This is a genomic window from Janibacter terrae NBRC 107853 (genome assembly GCF_001591405.1).
Classification (GTDB): domain Bacteria; phylum Actinomycetota; class Actinomycetes; order Actinomycetales; family Dermatophilaceae; genus Janibacter; species Janibacter terrae.
Map to the genome: position 1 here is coordinate 501512 of NZ_BCUV01000006.1, position 16168 is coordinate 517679.

Consider the following 16168-nt stretch of genomic DNA (forward strand, 5'->3'; position numbering starts at 1 on the left):
CGAGAGGACACCCCATGCCCGACCTGACCGCCCTCACCGACGACGACCTCGACACCCTCCGCCGCGACGTGCTCACCGAACAGGAACGCCGCGCCCGCGTGACCGCCGCACCCGAGCAGCTCGCCGACCTGACCCGCTCAGCCGTCGAGTCCGGCGCCGACCCCGACACCCTCCGCGCCGCCGTCGAAGACGCCCTGACCTGACAGGACCGCCCCGAGTCGTGCAGGACCCGGGGCGGCCAAGCACCACCCTCCCACCCCACCCAGGCCGCCGCCTGAGCATTCCTGCTCACGGCGCCTGCTGCACCAGGAGCGCCGACGATGAGGAGCGACATGCCCAACCGCATCTATCGGGGCTCCCACCCGCCACGGAAGATCGACCACGTCCTGGCACACCCCTACGAGGTCCTCATGGCCGCCGCTGGCCTGATCGCGTGCGCGGCCCTCCTAGCAGCCGAGCTCGGGGCGCCCATCACCATCTCGCCGACCATGCGGGACCTGCCCTCGACCGTCGCGTGGCTCGTCGGCGCGTCCGGCGTCGTCGGCAACACGCTCGTCATCGCCGGCGTCTTCGACGACGGTGAGGACCTGATGCGCGGCTGGATGATCGAGCGCGTCGGGCTCGTCGCCGCCATCACCTCGTGGGGCGCCTACTCGCTCGCCGTCGCCGTCATCCACCCCGGCGCCGCGATCTCCTACGCCGTCACCCTCTTCGTCGCCGGCGCGCACGCCGTGAGATTCGTGGCGACCCTGCGCGAGGAGTCCACGACCCGCACCGCCATCCGCACCCACGGAGACCTGTGATGGACGGCGGGCAGATCACCGCCCTGACCGGGCTCCTCGTCGCTCTCGGCTCCGGCGCGTCATGGCTGATCGTGCGCTGGGACAAGCGCCGCTCCGCCGTGCCCCGCAGCCAGGCCGCGACCGCGCAGGCCGCGCAGTCCATGACCGACGCCCTCGACATCGTGCAGCGCTCTCTCGGTGAGGACCTGACCCGGGTGCGACGCGAGGCCGACGAGGACCGCAGGAAGCACCGTGCCGACCGCGACGCCGACCGGGCCCGACTCGACGCACTCGACACCGAGGTGCAGGCCCTGCGACGCGAGGTCCGCACCATCCGCACCGCGTGGGCCGACTGGTACCAAGGCCTCGTCGACCGCTGGCACATCCACCGGGAGCAGCCCGCGCCGCCCATGCCTCCCACGCTCGACGCCTGACCCCCGTTCGCCCTTCGCCCCCGCGCCATCCCGGTCCGGGGGTTTCGTCTTGCCCGAAGGAGTCCACCCATGAGCGTCACCGTCGACCGCACCACGCAGCGGTACTCGTCCGGGGAGCAGGACGCGCCACGCATGGTCCTGCTGCACACCACCGAAGGGTGGGGCTGGCCGTCCTACGGCGGCGGCGGGTCCGCGCCGCACGCCACGATCAAGCCGCTGCCCGGCGTCGGCATCGAGGTCCGCGAGCACATCCCCTTCGGCCAGTTCGGCAAGGCCCTGGCGAACCGCGCGGGCGGGGTGCAAACCAACACCACCGGCGTCCTGCAGTTCGAGCTCATGGGCACCTGCGACGAGTCCCGCAGCGGCCTGTACTTCTGGCCCAACGCCGACGACCAGGTGCTCGCCGCCCTCGCCGACTACCTGCGACCGATCATGCGCCAGTACGGCATCCCGCACACCTCCGACGTGACGTGGAAGGACTACAACGCCGGCCGCATCCCCTCGTCCTACGGGCTGTCCAACGGGGTGCGGATGTCCCACACCAGGTGGATGACCTTCCGCGGCATCTGCGGCCACCAGCACGCGCCCGAGAACGACCACGGCGACCCCGGCAACTTCCCCATCGACACCCTGCTCCGCCACCTCGGCGGCACGACCACCACCACCTCACAGGAAGACGACACCGACATGGCCTCCCTCTCCGACATCGCCGCCGCCGTCCGCGACGGCATCACCGCCCACTGGTCCGAGTCCGTCAGCATCCCCGGCGAGACCAAGCCCCGCACCCGCAACCAGATCCTCATCTGGGGCTACACCCGCGCCGGCGCCGCGGCCCGCGACTCGCAGAAGGCACTCGCGGTCGCTCGCGCCGTCGCCCGCCGGCAGGGCCTCACCGACGACCAACTCGACGACATCGAGGACAAGGTCGACCGGCTCATCGACCGGACCGAGTCGTGAAGCGCGGCCTCTTCGACCACGTCGCCGACTACCTCTCGGTGCCGGACCACGACGCCGTGATCGTCCAGGCCCTCGGCCTGCTCGCCGCCGGCGCCTTCCTCGCGCTGTACGGCGCCCTGCGCCTCCTGCCCAAGAAGATCGGAGCCTCCGCATGAACGCCTACGAGCTCAAGGCCCTGCAGCGCCGCGGCATCACCGTCTCAGCGCTCGGCTGCGTCATGCTCGACGTCACCAGCCCGCCCATCAGCCGTCTCCTGCCCGCGACGTGGCTCTACTCCTCGCCGCACCCGGACCGGCGATGGATCAGCGGCGCGCAGGACGAAGGGCACGTCACCCTGCTCTACGGCCTCCTCGACAACGCCCACACCATCCGCGAGGACATCGACGAGGCCCTCGACGGGTGGGATCCGGGCACGATCGAGACCGCCCACGTCGGCGTCTTCCCCTCCCCCTTCGACGACGAGCCCTACTCCTGCATCGTCGCCCACCTCGCACTCACCGAGCAGCTGCGCGACGCGCACGCCCGCCTCTCGCTCCTGCCGCACATCGACACCCACCCCGAGTACAAGCCCCACGTCACCCTCGCCTACGTGCGCCGCGAGTACGAGGGGGACGCGGTCCGGCTCATCGAGCAGGAACTCGGCTGCGTCAAGGGCGGCCTCGACTTCGAGCCCGTCGCCCTCAACTACGGATACCCGCCCAAGATCGGAGCCACGTCATGACCGCCCCCACTCGCGCCTCCCGGCACGCCCTCAAGACCGACGCCCGCAACCGGGCGTGGCGCACCCTCCTGCAGGGGCTCGCCACCGACGTCCTCGTTGCGCTCGCCGCCGCGCTCCTCGCGTGGCTCCCCGACGCCGACATCACCAGCGGTGAGGCGTGGGCCGTCATCGGCGTCACCCTCGCCAAGACCGCACTCACCACGGCCGCGTCGTGGATCATGCGAGCCAAGCTCGACGGGTCCGCCCTGCCCACGCCGCTGCCGCCGGCCGACCCGGGCGAGCCCGACGACACACCCTGACACCGGTGCCCTACGCTGTGCCGCGACCCTGCCCTTCGAACGGGTCGCGGCGGTCGAGCACAGGCAGAGGGGACCCGACCGCCAGCAGCACCCCCGTCGCCTCCCCCCCGATGGCGGGGGTGCTGCGCCCCTACTCACACCACTGAGCGCCCCCTTCGCCACCACGGTGAAGGGGGCGCTCTTGTCGTACCTGCGTGCCACGATCCCGCCTCATGTGGCGCTACACCCTCCGCGACCTCCACCCCGGCGACGACCCCGAAGCCTGGGCCTGCGAGCTCGCCGACGAAGGGTGGCGCCTGTGGATCCCCGGCAACACCGGCGCCGACACGGTCATCAACGGCCGCGCGGTGCGCCGCTACAGCCTCCGCAAGTGGACCGGACCCGGCGACCCGCCACCCAACGACTGGGACTGTCACCGCGCAGTGGCATCCTGACCGCATGACGAAGGGGATCGTGGGGGCGGCAGTCGCGATGCTCGCGCTCAGCGGGTGCGCCGTCCCGGCCGGGAGCGAGCCCGAGGCGATCACCACCACGGTCACCGCCACGCACGAAGAAGTCGTGGTCGTCGTGGAAGAGCCGCCCGTCACCAAGACCGAGACGGTCACCGCCACGGCCACACCCGAGCCCTCGAGGACCAGCAACACGCCGAAGCCCACCACCACACCGTCGGGCACGTCCGCCACGCTGACCGTGCTCGCGCAGCTGCCGGTGAAGGGCCGGGCCCCGAAGACCAGGTACGACCGCGCCATGTTCGGGCAAGCCTGGTCCGACGACGTCACCGAGCAGTACGGCCACAACGGCTGCGACACCCGCAACGACATCCTCCGGCGCGACCTCACCGACGTCGTCATCAAGCCCGGCACCAACGACTGCGTGGCCCTCTCCGGCACCCTCCGCGACCCCTACACCGGCCGCAGTATCCCCTTCGTCCGTGGCCAAGCCACCTCGAGCGCGGTGCAGATCGACCACGTTGTCGCGCTGTCCAACGCCTGGCAGACCGGCGCGCAACAGCTCACGCCGGAGCAGCGGCAGAACTTCGCGAACGACCCCCTGAACCTGCTCGCGGTCGACGGGCCGACGAACGCGCAGAAGGGCGACGGGGACGCCGCGACCTGGCTCCCACCCCGCAAGCCCTACCGGTGCGACTATGCCGCCCGCCAGGTGGCCGTGAAGAAGAAGCACAACCTGTGGGTCACCCCGCCCGAAAAGGAAGCTCTGAACCGGATACTCTCCGGCTGTGGGGGCACGCCACTGCCGACCCGCTAGGCATCTTCGGGGAGGAAGATCATGGCTCGCATCACCACGACCCAGCGTCGTCGCAGCAAGGCCCAGAACAAGCTCCTGGCGATCGGCGGCGGCATCGTCGGGTTCGTCATCCTGATCTGCTGCTGCTTCGGCGCCATCGGCAGTGTGTTCGGCGACGAGGAGGACACGGACCAGCGCCGGCCGCTGGTGTCGACCAGCACGACCACGACGACCCGCACCTCGAGCACGACGACCAGGTCGACGACGACGAGCACGACCACCACGACGAAGAGCTCGAGCTCGTCCAAGTCGTCGACGCAGCCCAGCCGCACGACGTCGAGCTCACCGAAGCCGAAGCCGACCTCGTCGTCGACCGCCCGGGCGCCGCAGCCCCTGACGACCCAAGCCCCGAAGACGACCACGCAGGCGCCCCCGCCGCCTCCGCCGGCGGCACCGCCGGCCGCCTACTACGACAACTGCAGCGCCGCGAAGGCCGCGGGCGCCGCGCCCGTCTACCGTGGCCAGCCCGGCTACGGCGACCACCTGGACCGTGACGGCGACGGCGTGGGCTGCGAGTCCTAGAGTTACGGTCATGGCGCGCTACCCCTCCGGCATCACACCCCTGCTCGGCGAGCACGTGGACGACGTCCGAGTCCGGGCCGCGCGGATGGCTCTCGAGATGGACGCTCATCCCGTCGGGGCGACCGCGCCGTGCATGAACCCGGAGTGCGCCGGCCCCGTCGACTACGTCGGCACCGGCCATCTCACGCTCTACTGCTCCACCACCTGCCGCAACCGCACCTCCTACCTGCGGACCCTCATCACCGACGAGCTCGAGCTCCTCGAGGAAACCCTGGACGAAACCAAGCACAAGCAGGGCATTCCCCGCCAGGAGTACCTTCAGCGGGCCCGGATGCTCCGCTGGTGGGCAGCACGCCTGACCCCGATCACCGAACGCTGACGCCAGCCGCCACGGCGCCGGCCACGCCCCTCCTCGACGTCAGTACAACCCCTGTGGAACTATCGCCCCAGCAAACGTCACCCACGGATGAGCCACACAGGGAGCCAACGTTGTCACAGGTCGGAAGTACGTTCGACGCCATGAAGACGCTCATCTACGCCCGCGTCAGCATCGACCGTGAAGGCCGGTCCCTCGACGAGCAGATCGCCGAGTGCTGCCAGTGGGCTGACCGCGAAGGGTGGGAAGTGGTCGACGTCATCCGTGAGACCGGGTCCGCGTCACGCTACGCGCGATCCACCGGCGCCCGCCGAGGATGGGACGACCTGACCGCCGCCGTCTCCTCCGGCAACATTGACGCCCTCCTGACGTGGGAAGCGAGCCGCGCCACCCGCCAGCTCACCGAGTACGCCGTGCTCGCCGACCTCTGCGCGGAGCACTCGGTCCGATGGGGCTACTCCGGCACCCTCTACGACCTGACGACGAGGGATGCGCGCTTCCGCACCGGCCTCGACGCGCTGCTCGCCCAGGACGAGTCCGCGCGGACCTCGGAGCGGATCCAACGTTCGACCCGCGCCCGGGCCGTCACCGGCCGCCCCCACGGCAAACTCCCCTACGGGTATCGGCGCGAGTACGACCCGCAGACCGGGGCGCTCCTACGGCAGGTCCCTGACGAGGAGCAGGCCCCGATCGTGCAGGAGATCGCGCGCCGCGTCATCGCCGGCCACTCCCTGCGCACCATCGCCGCGGACCTCACCGAACGCGGCATCGCGATCCCTCGGCCGGCACGCAACCGCACACGCCCGGACGCGTGGCTGCCCGTCACCGTCCGTCGGATCGCCCTGTCCCCCACCAACGCGGGCCTGCGCGTACACCGGGGCGAGGTCGTCGGCGATGCCGCCTGGCCAGCCCTGATCTCCCGGGAGGACCACGACCGCATCAGCGAGCTGCTCAACGCTCCCGGCCGCAACCGCCGCCTCACTGCAGACTCGACCGCGGTGCACCTGCTGTCCGGGATCGCCGTGTGCGGGCTGTGCGGTGGCCCGATGCGCCGCCTGAACCCCAAGCGCGCCCGCCCGAACTACACGTGCCGCGACTGCATGAAGATCGCGCGGGCACAGGCGCCCCTCGACCAGCACGTCACCGACGTGACCCTCGCGCTGCTCGAAGGCATCGACGCGTCGACGATCGACGCACCGTCACCGGAGGCCGAGGCTGCCCGGGCCGAGGCGGATGCGCTCGAGCGCCGGCTGGAGGGGTTCACGATCGCGGGAGCGGAGGGCGAAGTGTCGCCCGCGGCGCTGGCGAAGATCGAGGCTCGGCTGCTGCCACAGATCCGCGCGGCACGCGCGAAGGCAAAGGCGTTGTCGACGCCCGCGGGGATCGACCCCTCGGCGGTGCGCGACCCGCGCGCGTGGTGGGGCGCGGCGTCGCTCGAGCAGAAGCGGACGTTGCTGCGGGCCGCGGTGCGGGTGGTGGTGCATCCGTCGCCGGCGACGAAGTCGTTCCGGCCGGAGTTCGTCCCCGTCACCCCAACCTGGTGACCGAAGGTCAGGCCCCGTAGGGGTCCCAGGCCGCGTACTTGTCCAGCAGCGCGTTCCCCATTCGCTTGGCACTGACCGAAGCGCCAGCACAGTCCGTGGAGTACGACTCCGCAGTGATGCTCTCTACGTTGCACGCCGACGACACCTTGATGGAGCCAAGGTTGTCCGCGGCCGTCAACGTCTCGTCGACCAGGGTCGACACCTCCGACGGCGGGTCCCCGAGCTCCTTGAACTCCTTCCGGAGGATCTGTCCCTTCAACTTCGCTGTCTCGATCTGCATCACGCAGGACATCGCCGCCAGGTCGAGGGCGGGTGAAGCGCAGTCCCGCTCGAACTCGTCGATCAACGTCGACAGGTCTGAGTCCTGCTCGGACACCACACTCGCCCACGGCTTGGGCGAGGCCTCGCTCGCGGATGAAACGCTGCTCGTGCTGCTACTGGTCACGGTCGTCGTCTCCGGCGTGGTCGGCGTGGTCGGTGCGATGCCGCACCCGCCCAGCCCCAGCGCTGCTCCGACTGCCACCGCAGCCACTCCCCTGACACGCTTCATGCTGCCCGCCTCACCCTCGAGTCTCTGAGCCGCCGCAGCCTTGCGACGGTCACCGGATCGTACTGATATGCCGCCGGTTCCGACAGGAGACGGTTGACGACCTGCACCGCCCGCGTCTCCGACAGGCCCAACGACAGGTAGGCGTTCACCCGCCGATCCCGCTCGTGATCGTGGGGCCACCGCCGCCAGACATCCAGCAGCTGCTCCTCCAGCTCGCTCACGCGCCCGCCTCCAGCTCGTTGATCCGGCGCACGATGATGGCCCGTTCTGCCGGGTGTAGATGCCGAGCATCCAGTCGGTGCCGCAGCACCCGCGGAGTGACGAAGAGCTCGTCCGCTGCAGCCTCGATATCGCCGTGGGCCCAGACAAGGGCGTCCGCCAGACCGTGAGGGTCGGGCAGGAGCCACCGCGCGGCCGCGGCGCGCACCGCGGCCTCGACCGGCTCCGGCTGACATCCTTCGTGGCCGCGGTCGTGATGCTCGAGCTCGTGCGCGAGGACACACCGGCGCTCCACCTGCTTCAGGTTCGAGCGGAGCCAGATCCGGTCCCCCTCGGAGGCGCCGAGCAAGGGCTCGGGGAGGTCGTCTCGCCAGGAGACGACGACGTGGTGCAGGTCGCGCAGGCGCCGCCACGGGTGTGGGAGGTGCATGCCGTGGATGCTGACACCCACCGGTGACAGCGGTCAGCGTCGAAGAAGGAATGCGGCCCGATTGAATCGGTAGAGGGACGCCACGACCAGAGTGATCAGGTAGACGACTAGACCTGCAGCGGCCGACGTACCAGCAGCTGCGACCACACTCAGGAAGGTCCCGGGGGCCGGGTCCAGCCCTCCGAAAAGAAGATAGAGGGTCGTGATCAGCACGGTCGCGACACCCACCCCAACCGTGTAGATCAAGTGCACACGCATCGTGTCGATCTCGTTCAAGGCAACGGCACTGGTGCTGAAGCGTGGGTCTCTGCGGGCGTCGATGGTCTTGTTCCAGAACACGACCGCCATGGAGAACGTGAAGCCCGTGAGGATCGACGTCGCAGTAAGCAGAGGTCCTGCGACGAGCCCCAGTCGTATCCCTGTCCCTGCAGCGAGCAGACCCACCACCACGCCTGGCATCAGCAAGCCGAACTGGCCCCAGCGGACCCGACGTCGCCCGCCTGAGTGGGTGGGAGCGTCACTGAACTGGTCAACTGGAACTCTCAGCGGGCTCTGACTCGGGAACACCCCACACCGCCTTTGCCCATCGTGGATCCCTGTTCGGAGTATCCCACCAAGCAGAGTCCCATGAACAGCCCTTCACGTCCCCGACTTGAAACCCGTCTTCGCCCATCTCCTCCAGTGCCTTGCGACATGCCCGGGTGAACTCGTCGTGGCTGGGGGCGCGACTCTCTGCAATCTCTGCGCCGGTCGAGTCCAACGCGGCAGGGAACGTAAGAGTGACGCCGGCCTTCGTGGCTACACGCATCTTGCGCCTGCGCTTGTCGTGGGCCAGTTCGAACGAAACTCGCCAGCCTTCCTCGAGCATCTGGTCAGCGACTGCACCGGCCGTGTCGGCTGTGACCCCCGGCATGTGCGGCACGACTTGCATCAGCACAGCCCTCGGAGACGCGTTCACCCCACCGAAGAGCGAAAGAGCCCAAGCTTGGCGACGGGGAGCCTTGATCTCGATGGCAGAAGAGAACGTCTTGCCGCCGATGGTGGGGGCCGCCTGGGTCTCACCCGTCTGCGGGTTGACCAGCTCTAGGACCAGACCCTTCACCACGGATTCCTTCGCCCAACGCTCCATGGCCTCCGGGGACATCGCCGGATTGATGTCGAGCTCGAGGTCAGGATGCGCATGCCTCAGCGAGGCGTGGAGCATGAGCCGCAGCCGCGTGAGTGCCCCTCGCCCCATCGCCCGCTCAGCCAATAGGACCCCGACTTTAGAGTCAGCGCCGGGAGAGTAGAAGACATGCCGGAACTCGGTATACATCCAGTCGTCCTCATGGATGGTGTCCGTCTTCCGACTGCCGTCCTCGTGGCGCTCCCACGTCTGCTTGATGCCCCGCTGCCCAGAGGAGGCGGTGAGCACCACGACTCGGTCGCCCTCTCGCTGCACGCCGACAACCCGAAGAGCGGCGTCATCTAGTGCACTGGCCACCCTCGCCTCGCCCTGATGCGCAAGTCCCGCTTGCGCGATGTAGTCGAGAACAGACGTTCCGGCCGCATCAAAGTCGTTCCAGCGGAGAGCGTCACTCGTGTCGCCCTTCACCCGGACTTTGACTAGGTACGGAACCACTTCGTATGTCGCTGCCATCAGCCCTCCCCCTCGTCTCGGTCCGCGGCCTGCCGCGTGATGTGCTCCACGGACTCCCCGTCGGCGTCTTCCTGCCGGGCGCGGAGCTCCGCCAGCTGATCCTTGGTTGGCACCCCGCTCCCCGGGGCCTGTGTGGTGGCGGCGGAACGGTCATCGTTCCCCACGTCCTCTCGAGCATCGACGATCGACCGCACCATCGCGGCGACTGCCCTCTGCACGCCCTCATCGAGATGACGCGTCCCGGCCGGCAACATCAGTCCGAGCGTCGACTCATCACGCTGGACGTCCAGACCGAACGAGCACGCGAACGCGAGGACGACGAGCCGCTCAGGTACGTCGAGCCCCTCCGCGAGCGCCCGGATCGTCTCGGCCCTCTTCGGCCACTCCTTCGGAGGGGTGGTCGCGAGGTTCGCGATGGTCTGGAACTTGATGTGCAGGCCAGCACGCGCCGCACGCTCCGCCATCTCCCGGTAGGAGAGGCCGGAATCGCGGCGTTGTCGCTCGATGAGCTCGCTGATCGTGGGCACGCCAGAACTCTCCGTCCTGGACTGCCGATCCTCAACCACGCCCGCCAACCTTCCGTCTACCACCACATGACACGCCGACAGTAGCCCCGCGTCTACTAGTTCGTCGGCACAAATCCCGCGTGTTTACAGGCCCTAAGGAACCACACGGCTGTCATTTGCTTGACAACCGTCTAGCAGTAGACGCATCATCGTCCCGTACTACTTGACAGATAACCGTCTAGCAAGGGACAGTGATGACACGCAGAAACCGATGGCCGAAGGGGGCCTACATGAAGCTCAAGAGCGCGGACACCCTCCGCGCACTCATGGAGCAGGACCAGTTCAGCCTGGCGCGACTAGCCCGCTACGCCGGCTGCTCCAAAGGATTCATCTCCCACCTCCTCTCGGGCCGACGCTCCTCCTGCACGGCAGAGCTCGGCGACAAGATCGCGGAGGCCCTCGGGGTCCCCACCACCGTCCTCTTCGAGGTCCGTGTGTCCCCCAGCAGCGGGTCGATCGACAACCAGCACATGAAGAAGGCGTCCTGATGAGCGCCCTCACGGACGGGATGCGTCCGGGCGAGACCCCGAAGCAGTACGCGGAGCGCTTGCTCAAGCGGCACGGACCTCCGCCCCCCCGGGTCGTCGACATCGTCCACGGCCTCCAGCGCCAAGCCGCCGCGAAGCGCACCGCCTGACCCACCCACGACATGCCGAAGGGCCGGCCCAACCGCCAAGTCAGAACCGGCCCTCCAGATCGAAAGGAAGTCTCTCAGATGAGCGACACCACCACCAGCATCACCGCCGACATCACGCACGGCGCCCACGCCTGGAACTACTGCCACGACGACATGCACGTGGACGGCGACTCCTGCCCCACCTGCCGCGGCTGGCTGACCCGCTGCCCCGACGAGCAGTGCCACGACGCCGCGCACGACGCCGAGTGGATCCCCGACCACATCAAGGCCAAGCGGCACGCCAAAGCCCTGCGTGACCGCCGACAGACCCCTCCGGCCCCGGAGGCGACGCCCGGGCAGGTGACCGGCCCGACTTCCCCCCGCGCCGGCATCCGCCCGGGCGTCAACCCCACCGACCGCGTCACCCTCAACGCCCCCTTCGCCGTCGAGCGCACCGTCACCGACGACGACGACTTCCTCGTGACCATCCGCCTCACCGACGAAGCCGCCCGCCAGCTCGCCCGCGACCTCACCCGCCGCCACATGGCCGACCTGATCCTCCTCGCCCGCCTGCAGACCGCGGTCCGCCACCCCCACGCCAGCACGGAGACCGTCGCTGAGCACCACCGCGTCATGAACCGCCTGTCCGGGTCACTCACCGCCCACGCCACCACCGTGTGGGAGCTGACCGTGCCCCAAGCCGAGGGCGTCCTCGAGGAGCTGCAGGAGGCCGCCGCGGAGCCCGAGATCTGCCTCGTCGGGACCTGCACGGCCTACGCCGTCGACGGCTACTGCGCCGGCCACGCGGACGGGATCTGACATGGGCACCACCGCCACCTTCACCCTCGCGGTCGCCGCGCTCCTGGCCTGCTCGCCCGCTGCAGCCCACGCCCCCACCGCGACCGTGACGCCCGGACCGGACCGGCCCGGCACGTGGGTCAACGAGGGCGCCGTCCTCGACACCACCAGCGTCACGCTCCTGGCCGACGAAGACCGGGACCCGTCCCCCATGCACCTCGCTCGCGCCTACGCCGCCCAGCGCGACTGGACCTGCGTCGCGCCGAGCGCCGCGGAGCTCGACGACACGTTCCTCGTCGTGCCCGTCCACCCCGTCGACGGGCTGCCCTACGGCGCGGCCGTCCGCGAGGTCGGTCTCGACGACGCCCTCGACGGGCGGGGCCGGTTCATCGTCCTCCTGGGCTGCGACACCCCGAAGGGCGGTGCCTGACGTGGACACCCTGCTCGCCGTCCTGGCCGCAATGACCGTCATGGCTGGCCTCGGCCTCTTCGCCCGCCACGTCGCGGGCCACGTCCACCAGGACTCCCCGCACTACAACAGCCGCTGCCCGATCTGCGGACTCTCGAACGAGGAGGCCTGACGTGGACCCCTACCTCGACCCCGAGCTCTACGACCCCGAGATCCCGTGCCGCTCCTGCGGCCGGCACCAGGGCGAGTGCGAGCAGGCCGGCATGTGCTGCCGCCACTGCACTCACGACGCGCTGCCCGAGGCGGTCTGACGTGGCCCTCTTCATCACCGGATGCGTCTTCGCCCTCATCGCCCACCGAGCCGGATGGCTCGACGACCCCAAGGACCCGTCATGACCAGCCCCCGCCACGCCGAAGCCACCGCCCAGGGCCGCTACTACAACCACCCCCAGACCGGGCAGCAGCTCATCTCCGTCACCAACGCTCTCTCCGTCGGCTGCGCCAAGCCCGCCCTCGTCCCCTGGGCCGCGAAGATCGTCGCCGAGGAGGCCATCGAGCAGCTGCCCATCCTCACCCACCGGCTGCGCACCGAGGACCCCGAGACCGTCCGCAAGGACCTGTCCCGATCGGTCACCGTCGCCCGCGACAAGGCCGCCGACATGGGCTCCCGAGTCCATGCCCTCGCCGAGGCCCACGTCCTGGGCGTCGACCTGGCCTACGAGGACGGCGACGAGGACTGCGCCCCGTTCGTCGAGCAGCTCCTCAAGTTCTTCACCGATTTCGACGTCGACCTGCAGCGCGACGTCGAAGCGACCGAGCTGACCGTCGCCTACCCCGGACTCGGGTACGCCGGCACCCTCGACCTCCTCGTGCGCCTGCCGCTCGACGGGCACATCCCGGGCATGCCGACGAACCGCGTCGACGACCCGGCGAAGCGCGGCCTCTGGCTCATCGACTACAAGAGCAGCGCGACCCGAGCCGCCACGTCGGTATACGGGGAGTACGCCCTGCAGCTGACCGCGCTCCGGCGGGCACGGGAGGCGTGGACCCCCGACGGGGACATCGTCGCGATGCCGAAGGGGATCGTCGGCACCGCCGTGCTGAACCTGCGGCGCCGCACCTACGAGCTCATCCCGCTGCCGTCGGGTGACGCCGAGTGGAACGCGTTCCAGGGCTGCCTCTCTCTCGCGAAGTGGATGCACTCCACCGGCGCAGATGTGGCCCGGGGCGATCACCGCCCCATCACCCCCACGGGCAAGGCGAAGCCGAAGCGCACCCGCAAGGCCGCCACCCCGAAGACCACCACCGAGACGACGAAGGCGGCCTGACCATGCCCATCCTCACCATCCAGCGCCGGCACGCCGAGCATGGGCGCATCCGCATCGGCCAGAAGGTCGCGACCCGATCGGGCAAGACCCGCCCGGACAAGCTCGACCGGTTCCGGTTCACCTCCGGCAACCGCGACCACATCGAAGCCCTCGCCACGCTCTACGGCGGCACGGCCGGCGAGTGGAAGAACGGGTCGAAGACCGAGTACGAGGTCATCACCGACGCGCGATCCATCCCCGTCATCGCCGTCAAGGGCGGCATCTCCCAGTGGATGGAGACGTGGTCCGGCGGTGGCTGCACCCACCGGTGCGACGGCTACACCAACGTCCTCACCGACACCCCGTGCGACCCTGACGACCCGGCGCACGCCAACGCGAAGCCCACCACGCGCCTGTCCGTCATGCTCCGCGACCTCGAGTCCCTCGGCGTGTGGCGCCTGGAGACTCACGGGTGGAACGCCGCGGCCGAACTGCCGAACATGGTCGAGCTGTCGAACTTCGTCGGGGACTACGTGCCCGCGAACCTCGTGCTGCAGCAGCGCACCAGCGTCAGCAACGGCGAGACGAAGCAGTACGTGGTGCCCGTCCTCGACCTGGCCATCACCAAGCAGCGACTCAACGAGGTCATGGCAGCGGCCGCCCCGGCAGGAGCGGCCGAGCTCGAGGCTGGCAGCAGCGACGCGCTGCAGCTCGAGCAGGCGCCCGCGGAGCGGCCGGACTACGAGCAGATGCTCGCCGACGCGGTCAGCGTGGAGGACTGCCAGAACGTGTGGCGCGCAGCCGGCGCCTCCGGGCACCTCGACGAGGACCTCAAGGACCTCATCACGGGCCGCGCGAAGGACATCAAGGCCACCACCGAGGCCGACGCCGACCTCGACCCCGCCCCCATCGACGGCGAGATCGAGCCCGAGCCAGGCGGGTCCTCGTGGCAGGACGTGGTGGCCGCAGCGGGCGCCAAGGGCATCACCACCAGCCAGCTCGCGGAGCTCGCCGAGCAGCAGTTCGCACAGCCCGTCGCCGATCTGACCGGTGAGCAGCTGGCCGAGCTGCGGTCCGCCATCGAGTCCGGGGCGGTGGCGGCATGAGCTGGCACACCGGGCCGCTGGCCTTGTTCGATCTGGAATCAACCGGCGTCGACCCGCACCGCGACCGCATCGTCACCGCCGCCATCATTCACGTCATCCCCGGCCAGAAGCCGATCACCCACGAGTGGCTCCTCGACCCCGGCATCCCCATCCCGCAGGGCGCCACCGACGTGCACGGCATCTCCACGGAGTTCGCCAGCCACAACGGCATGGCCGCGGCCGCCGGCGTCCACGCCATCGCGGACACCCTCATCCGCCTCGCCGGGCAATGGGTGCCCATCGTCGGCCACAACGTCACCTACGACCTCACCATGCTGTGGGCCGAGTCCATGCGTCACGGGCACCGCGACCACGTCGCGTCCCTCGAGGACCTCGCCACCGAAGGGTGCGTCGTCGACACGTTCGTCCTCGACAAGGCCGTCGACACCTACCGCAAGGGCTCCCGCAAGCTCGTCGACGTCGCCGCCCACTACGGGATCGCCCTCACCGAGCAAGAGGCCCACGGCGCGACCGCCGACGCCCTGGCCGCAGGACGCATCGCGTGGGTCATCGCCCAGCGGCACCCCCACCTCGTGCAGCGCGCCGCGAAGGACCTGCACGCGTGGCAGGTCATGGAGAAGCGCGGCCAGGCCGAGTCCTTCGGCCGGTACCTGCGCAAGCAGGGCAAGCCCGACGACGTGGCCCGTGAATGGCCCATCCAGAACCCACCCGCGGACTGGTCACCGGACCAGCTCCCCGCTCCCCGAGAGGACACCGCAGCATGAGCAACCACTTCACGATCACCGGCAACATCGCCGAGCCCAACAAGGGCACCGGCAGCGACGGCAAGCCCGTCCTGAACCTGCGCATCGCAGACACCCCGCGCCGCAAGAACGACCAGGGCGAGTGGGAGGACGCCGGCGAGACCATGTGGGTCGGTGCGGCCGTGTGGGGCGACGACGCGCTCGAGCTGGCCAAGGTCCTGACCAAGGGGTCGAAGGTCACCGCGTCCGGTCGGCTGACCCAGCGCACCTTCCAGGGCAACGACGGAACCGAACGGGTCGCGTTCGAGATCAAGGGCGCGGTCGTGGGCGTGGTGCCGCGTGCGCCGCGTGAGCAGGGCGACGCGTGGGGCGGCGGTCAGCAGTCGCGGCCCCCCGCGCAGCAGGCTCGCCCTCCGGCCGCCAAGCAGCAGGCCGCTTCCGCGCCGCAGCAGGGTTGGGGAGGTGGTGGCGATGTCTCCTACGACGAGCCCCCGTTCTGACACGCCCCGCGCCGCGGCGCTAGACGCCGCACGCGCTGATGCGTGGAACAGCCTCCGGTTGCTTGCCTCGTGGGAGGGCGAGGGCATCCCCGGTCACGAGGAGGGGCGTCGCATCGTCACCGCGGCCCGCGGCAAGGCCAGCCCGTTCGGGTGGTCCTTCGACGACGCGATGGACGTCATCGACCCCGCCGGCAAGTCCTACCCCGTCGTCATCGACCTCGTCTGGGCCGCACGCAAGGCCAACGCCTGACCGGCCACCCCTCGAGCACCCGGACCCCACGACGGTGCAGGACACGACACCCGCCACGGGTCCGGGGCACACCACCCACCCACTCACTCACGAGG

General features: G+C 69.9%; 29 protein-coding genes. 23 read left to right on the top strand and 6 right to left on the bottom strand.

Annotated features, from left to right (window positions below):
* The first annotated feature begins 14 nt into the window (after positions 1 to 14).
* The 12 genes from JT1_RS07635 to JT1_RS07685 all read left to right on the top strand — a co-directional run bounded on the left by JT1_RS07635 (position 15) and on the right by JT1_RS07685 (position 6940).
* Positions 15 to 203, top strand: coding sequence for a hypothetical protein (locus JT1_RS07635; RefSeq protein ID WP_068325042.1), 189 nt, complete (start codon positions 15 to 17; stop codon positions 201 to 203).
* Positions 204 to 332: 129 nt separating this feature from the next.
* A complete protein-coding gene (locus JT1_RS07640; RefSeq protein ID WP_068325043.1) occupies positions 333 to 803 on the top strand; it encodes a hypothetical protein in 471 nt (156 codons plus the stop codon).
* Positions 803 to 1216: a hypothetical protein gene (locus tag JT1_RS07645; protein ID WP_068325044.1), complete on the top strand. Its 414-nt coding sequence runs from the start codon at positions 803 to 805 to the stop codon at positions 1214 to 1216. Before JT1_RS07640 ends, JT1_RS07645 begins: the two co-directional genes overlap by 1 nt.
* Before the next feature lie 69 nt (positions 1217 to 1285).
* Positions 1286 to 2173: a hypothetical protein gene (locus JT1_RS07650; protein ID WP_068325045.1), complete on the top strand. Its 888-nt coding sequence runs from the start codon at positions 1286 to 1288 to the stop codon at positions 2171 to 2173.
* The gene (locus JT1_RS18320) at positions 2170 to 2328 is read left to right on the top strand and encodes a hypothetical protein (RefSeq protein WP_169701916.1); all 159 of its coding nucleotides are present in this window, start codon (positions 2170 to 2172) and stop codon (positions 2326 to 2328) included. Before JT1_RS07650 ends, JT1_RS18320 begins: the two co-directional genes overlap by 4 nt.
* Positions 2325 to 2894: a 2'-5' RNA ligase family protein gene (locus tag JT1_RS07655; RefSeq protein WP_068325046.1), complete on the top strand. Its 570-nt coding sequence runs from the start codon at positions 2325 to 2327 to the stop codon at positions 2892 to 2894. Before JT1_RS18320 ends, JT1_RS07655 begins: the two co-directional genes overlap by 4 nt.
* Positions 2891 to 3193: a hypothetical protein gene (locus JT1_RS07660; protein WP_068325047.1), complete on the top strand. Its 303-nt coding sequence runs from the start codon at positions 2891 to 2893 to the stop codon at positions 3191 to 3193. Before JT1_RS07655 ends, JT1_RS07660 begins: the two co-directional genes overlap by 4 nt.
* 212 nt (positions 3194 to 3405) lie before the next feature.
* On the top strand, positions 3406 to 3627 hold the full coding sequence (locus tag JT1_RS07665) for a hypothetical protein (RefSeq protein ID WP_068325048.1): 222 nt from the start codon (positions 3406 to 3408) through the stop codon (positions 3625 to 3627).
* 4 nt (positions 3628 to 3631) lie between these two features.
* Positions 3632 to 4459: an HNH endonuclease family protein gene (locus tag JT1_RS07670; protein ID WP_068325049.1), complete on the top strand. Its 828-nt coding sequence runs from the start codon at positions 3632 to 3634 to the stop codon at positions 4457 to 4459.
* A gap of 21 nt (positions 4460 to 4480) precedes the next feature.
* Complete coding sequence (locus tag JT1_RS18665; protein WP_218005567.1) at positions 4481 to 5020, top strand: excalibur calcium-binding domain-containing protein; 540 nt, start codon at positions 4481 to 4483, stop codon at positions 5018 to 5020.
* Between the two features lie 10 nt (positions 5021 to 5030).
* Entirely contained in the window at positions 5031 to 5399 is a 369-nt protein-coding gene (locus JT1_RS07680; protein ID WP_068325051.1) for a hypothetical protein, read from the top strand.
* 140 nt (positions 5400 to 5539) lie between these two features.
* Positions 5540 to 6940 (top strand): recombinase family protein, encoded by a 1401-nt coding sequence (locus tag JT1_RS07685; RefSeq protein WP_068324997.1) that lies wholly within the window; start codon positions 5540 to 5542, stop codon positions 6938 to 6940.
* Between the two features lie 7 nt (positions 6941 to 6947).
* Here JT1_RS07685 and JT1_RS07690 read toward each other — a convergent pair whose 3' ends face one another.
* From JT1_RS07690 to JT1_RS07715, 6 genes are all read right to left on the bottom strand, one after another.
* The gene (locus JT1_RS07690; protein WP_169701904.1) at positions 6948 to 7490 is read right to left on the bottom strand and encodes a hypothetical protein; all 543 of its coding nucleotides are present in this window, start codon (positions 7488 to 7490) and stop codon (positions 6948 to 6950) included.
* Positions 7487 to 7711 carry a DUF3263 domain-containing protein gene (locus tag JT1_RS18325; RefSeq protein WP_068324999.1) on the bottom strand — a complete coding sequence of 75 codons (225 nt, stop codon included), beginning with the start codon at positions 7709 to 7711 and terminating at the stop codon, positions 7487 to 7489. Before JT1_RS18325 ends, JT1_RS07690 begins: the two co-directional genes overlap by 4 nt.
* On the bottom strand, positions 7708 to 8139 hold the full coding sequence (locus JT1_RS18330) for an ImmA/IrrE family metallo-endopeptidase (protein WP_169701905.1): 432 nt from the start codon (positions 8137 to 8139) through the stop codon (positions 7708 to 7710). Before JT1_RS18330 ends, JT1_RS18325 begins: the two co-directional genes overlap by 4 nt.
* A 33-nt stretch (positions 8140 to 8172) precedes the next feature.
* A complete protein-coding gene (locus JT1_RS07705) occupies positions 8173 to 8583 on the bottom strand; it encodes a hypothetical protein (RefSeq protein WP_169701906.1) in 411 nt (136 codons plus the stop codon).
* 85 nt (positions 8584 to 8668) lie between these two features.
* Complete coding sequence (locus tag JT1_RS07710) at positions 8669 to 9778, bottom strand: hypothetical protein (protein WP_068325002.1); 1110 nt, start codon at positions 9776 to 9778, stop codon at positions 8669 to 8671.
* Positions 9778 to 10305, bottom strand: a complete 528-nt coding sequence (locus JT1_RS07715) for a hypothetical protein (RefSeq protein WP_169701907.1) — start codon at positions 10303 to 10305, stop codon at positions 9778 to 9780. The genes JT1_RS07710 and JT1_RS07715 overlap by 1 nt, the downstream gene beginning before the upstream one ends.
* A gap of 269 nt (positions 10306 to 10574) precedes the next feature.
* Here JT1_RS07715 and JT1_RS07720 point away from each other — a divergent pair, with 269 nt between their 5' ends.
* The 11 genes from JT1_RS07720 to JT1_RS07755 all read left to right on the top strand — a co-directional run bounded on the left by JT1_RS07720 (position 10575) and on the right by JT1_RS07755 (position 16073).
* Positions 10575 to 10832 carry a helix-turn-helix domain-containing protein gene (locus tag JT1_RS07720; RefSeq protein WP_218005566.1) on the top strand — a complete coding sequence of 86 codons (258 nt, stop codon included), beginning with the start codon at positions 10575 to 10577 and terminating at the stop codon, positions 10830 to 10832.
* Positions 10832 to 10981: a hypothetical protein gene (locus JT1_RS18335; protein ID WP_169701908.1), complete on the top strand. Its 150-nt coding sequence runs from the start codon at positions 10832 to 10834 to the stop codon at positions 10979 to 10981. Before JT1_RS07720 ends, JT1_RS18335 begins: the two co-directional genes overlap by 1 nt.
* A gap of 78 nt (positions 10982 to 11059) precedes the next feature.
* A complete protein-coding gene (locus JT1_RS07725; RefSeq protein ID WP_068325005.1) occupies positions 11060 to 11779 on the top strand; it encodes a hypothetical protein in 720 nt (239 codons plus the stop codon).
* A 1-nt stretch (position 11780) separates the two neighbouring features.
* Positions 11781 to 12188 carry a hypothetical protein gene (locus JT1_RS07730; RefSeq protein ID WP_068325006.1) on the top strand — a complete coding sequence of 136 codons (408 nt, stop codon included), beginning with the start codon at positions 11781 to 11783 and terminating at the stop codon, positions 12186 to 12188.
* Between the two features lies 1 nt (position 12189).
* Complete coding sequence (locus tag JT1_RS18340; protein ID WP_169701909.1) at positions 12190 to 12339, top strand: hypothetical protein; 150 nt, start codon at positions 12190 to 12192, stop codon at positions 12337 to 12339.
* Position 12340: 1 nt separating this feature from the next.
* Complete coding sequence (locus tag JT1_RS18345; protein WP_169701910.1) at positions 12341 to 12478, top strand: hypothetical protein; 138 nt, start codon at positions 12341 to 12343, stop codon at positions 12476 to 12478.
* 81 nt (positions 12479 to 12559) lie between these two features.
* Positions 12560 to 13495 carry a hypothetical protein gene (locus tag JT1_RS07735; protein ID WP_068325007.1) on the top strand — a complete coding sequence of 312 codons (936 nt, stop codon included), beginning with the start codon at positions 12560 to 12562 and terminating at the stop codon, positions 13493 to 13495.
* Between the two features lie 2 nt (positions 13496 to 13497).
* Positions 13498 to 14580 carry a recombination directionality factor gene (locus JT1_RS07740; protein ID WP_068325008.1) on the top strand — a complete coding sequence of 361 codons (1083 nt, stop codon included), beginning with the start codon at positions 13498 to 13500 and terminating at the stop codon, positions 14578 to 14580.
* On the top strand, positions 14577 to 15344 hold the full coding sequence (locus JT1_RS07745; protein ID WP_082807538.1) for an exonuclease domain-containing protein: 768 nt from the start codon (positions 14577 to 14579) through the stop codon (positions 15342 to 15344). Before JT1_RS07740 ends, JT1_RS07745 begins: the two co-directional genes overlap by 4 nt.
* Positions 15341 to 15823 carry a single-stranded DNA-binding protein gene (locus tag JT1_RS07750; RefSeq protein ID WP_068325009.1) on the top strand — a complete coding sequence of 161 codons (483 nt, stop codon included), beginning with the start codon at positions 15341 to 15343 and terminating at the stop codon, positions 15821 to 15823. Before JT1_RS07745 ends, JT1_RS07750 begins: the two co-directional genes overlap by 4 nt.
* A gap of 58 nt (positions 15824 to 15881) precedes the next feature.
* Positions 15882 to 16073, top strand: coding sequence for a hypothetical protein (locus JT1_RS07755; RefSeq protein WP_068325010.1), 192 nt, complete (start codon positions 15882 to 15884; stop codon positions 16071 to 16073).
* The last annotated feature ends 95 nt before the right edge of the window (positions 16074 to 16168 follow it).

Bases quoted from the DNA above. Each gene is read 5' to 3' on its own strand.
- JT1_RS07635 (WP_068325042.1), top strand. From the start codon at position 15: ATGCCCGACCTGACCGCCCTCACCGACGACGACCTCGACACCCTCCGC.
- JT1_RS07640 (WP_068325043.1), top strand. From the start codon at position 333: ATGCCCAACCGCATCTATCGGGGCTCCCACCCGCCACGGAAGATCGAC.
- JT1_RS07645 (WP_068325044.1), top strand. From the start codon at position 803: ATGGACGGCGGGCAGATCACCGCCCTGACCGGGCTCCTCGTCGCTCTC.
- JT1_RS07650 (WP_068325045.1), top strand. From the start codon at position 1,286: ATGAGCGTCACCGTCGACCGCACCACGCAGCGGTACTCGTCCGGGGAG.
- JT1_RS07655 (WP_068325046.1), top strand. From the start codon at position 2,325: ATGAACGCCTACGAGCTCAAGGCCCTGCAGCGCCGCGGCATCACCGTC.
- JT1_RS07660 (WP_068325047.1), top strand. From the start codon at position 2,891: ATGACCGCCCCCACTCGCGCCTCCCGGCACGCCCTCAAGACCGACGCC.
- JT1_RS07665 (WP_068325048.1), top strand. From the start codon at position 3,406: ATGTGGCGCTACACCCTCCGCGACCTCCACCCCGGCGACGACCCCGAA.
- JT1_RS07670 (WP_068325049.1), top strand. From the start codon at position 3,632: ATGACGAAGGGGATCGTGGGGGCGGCAGTCGCGATGCTCGCGCTCAGC.
- JT1_RS18665 (WP_218005567.1), top strand. From the start codon at position 4,481: ATGGCTCGCATCACCACGACCCAGCGTCGTCGCAGCAAGGCCCAGAAC.
- JT1_RS07680 (WP_068325051.1), top strand. From the start codon at position 5,031: ATGGCGCGCTACCCCTCCGGCATCACACCCCTGCTCGGCGAGCACGTG.
- JT1_RS07685 (WP_068324997.1), top strand. From the start codon at position 5,540: ATGAAGACGCTCATCTACGCCCGCGTCAGCATCGACCGTGAAGGCCGG.
- JT1_RS07690 (WP_169701904.1), bottom strand. From the start codon at position 7,490: ATGAAGCGTGTCAGGGGAGTGGCTGCGGTGGCAGTCGGAGCAGCGCTG.
- JT1_RS18330 (WP_169701905.1), bottom strand. From the start codon at position 8,139: ATGCACCTCCCACACCCGTGGCGGCGCCTGCGCGACCTGCACCACGTC.
- JT1_RS07710 (WP_068325002.1), bottom strand. From the start codon at position 9,778: ATGGCAGCGACATACGAAGTGGTTCCGTACCTAGTCAAAGTCCGGGTG.
- JT1_RS07720 (WP_218005566.1), top strand. From the start codon at position 10,575: ATGAAGCTCAAGAGCGCGGACACCCTCCGCGCACTCATGGAGCAGGAC.
- JT1_RS18335 (WP_169701908.1), top strand. From the start codon at position 10,832: ATGAGCGCCCTCACGGACGGGATGCGTCCGGGCGAGACCCCGAAGCAG.
- JT1_RS07725 (WP_068325005.1), top strand. From the start codon at position 11,060: ATGAGCGACACCACCACCAGCATCACCGCCGACATCACGCACGGCGCC.
- JT1_RS07730 (WP_068325006.1), top strand. From the start codon at position 11,781: ATGGGCACCACCGCCACCTTCACCCTCGCGGTCGCCGCGCTCCTGGCC.
- JT1_RS07735 (WP_068325007.1), top strand. From the start codon at position 12,560: ATGACCAGCCCCCGCCACGCCGAAGCCACCGCCCAGGGCCGCTACTAC.
- JT1_RS07740 (WP_068325008.1), top strand. From the start codon at position 13,498: ATGCCCATCCTCACCATCCAGCGCCGGCACGCCGAGCATGGGCGCATC.
- JT1_RS07745 (WP_082807538.1), top strand. From the start codon at position 14,577: ATGAGCTGGCACACCGGGCCGCTGGCCTTGTTCGATCTGGAATCAACC.
- JT1_RS07750 (WP_068325009.1), top strand. From the start codon at position 15,341: ATGAGCAACCACTTCACGATCACCGGCAACATCGCCGAGCCCAACAAG.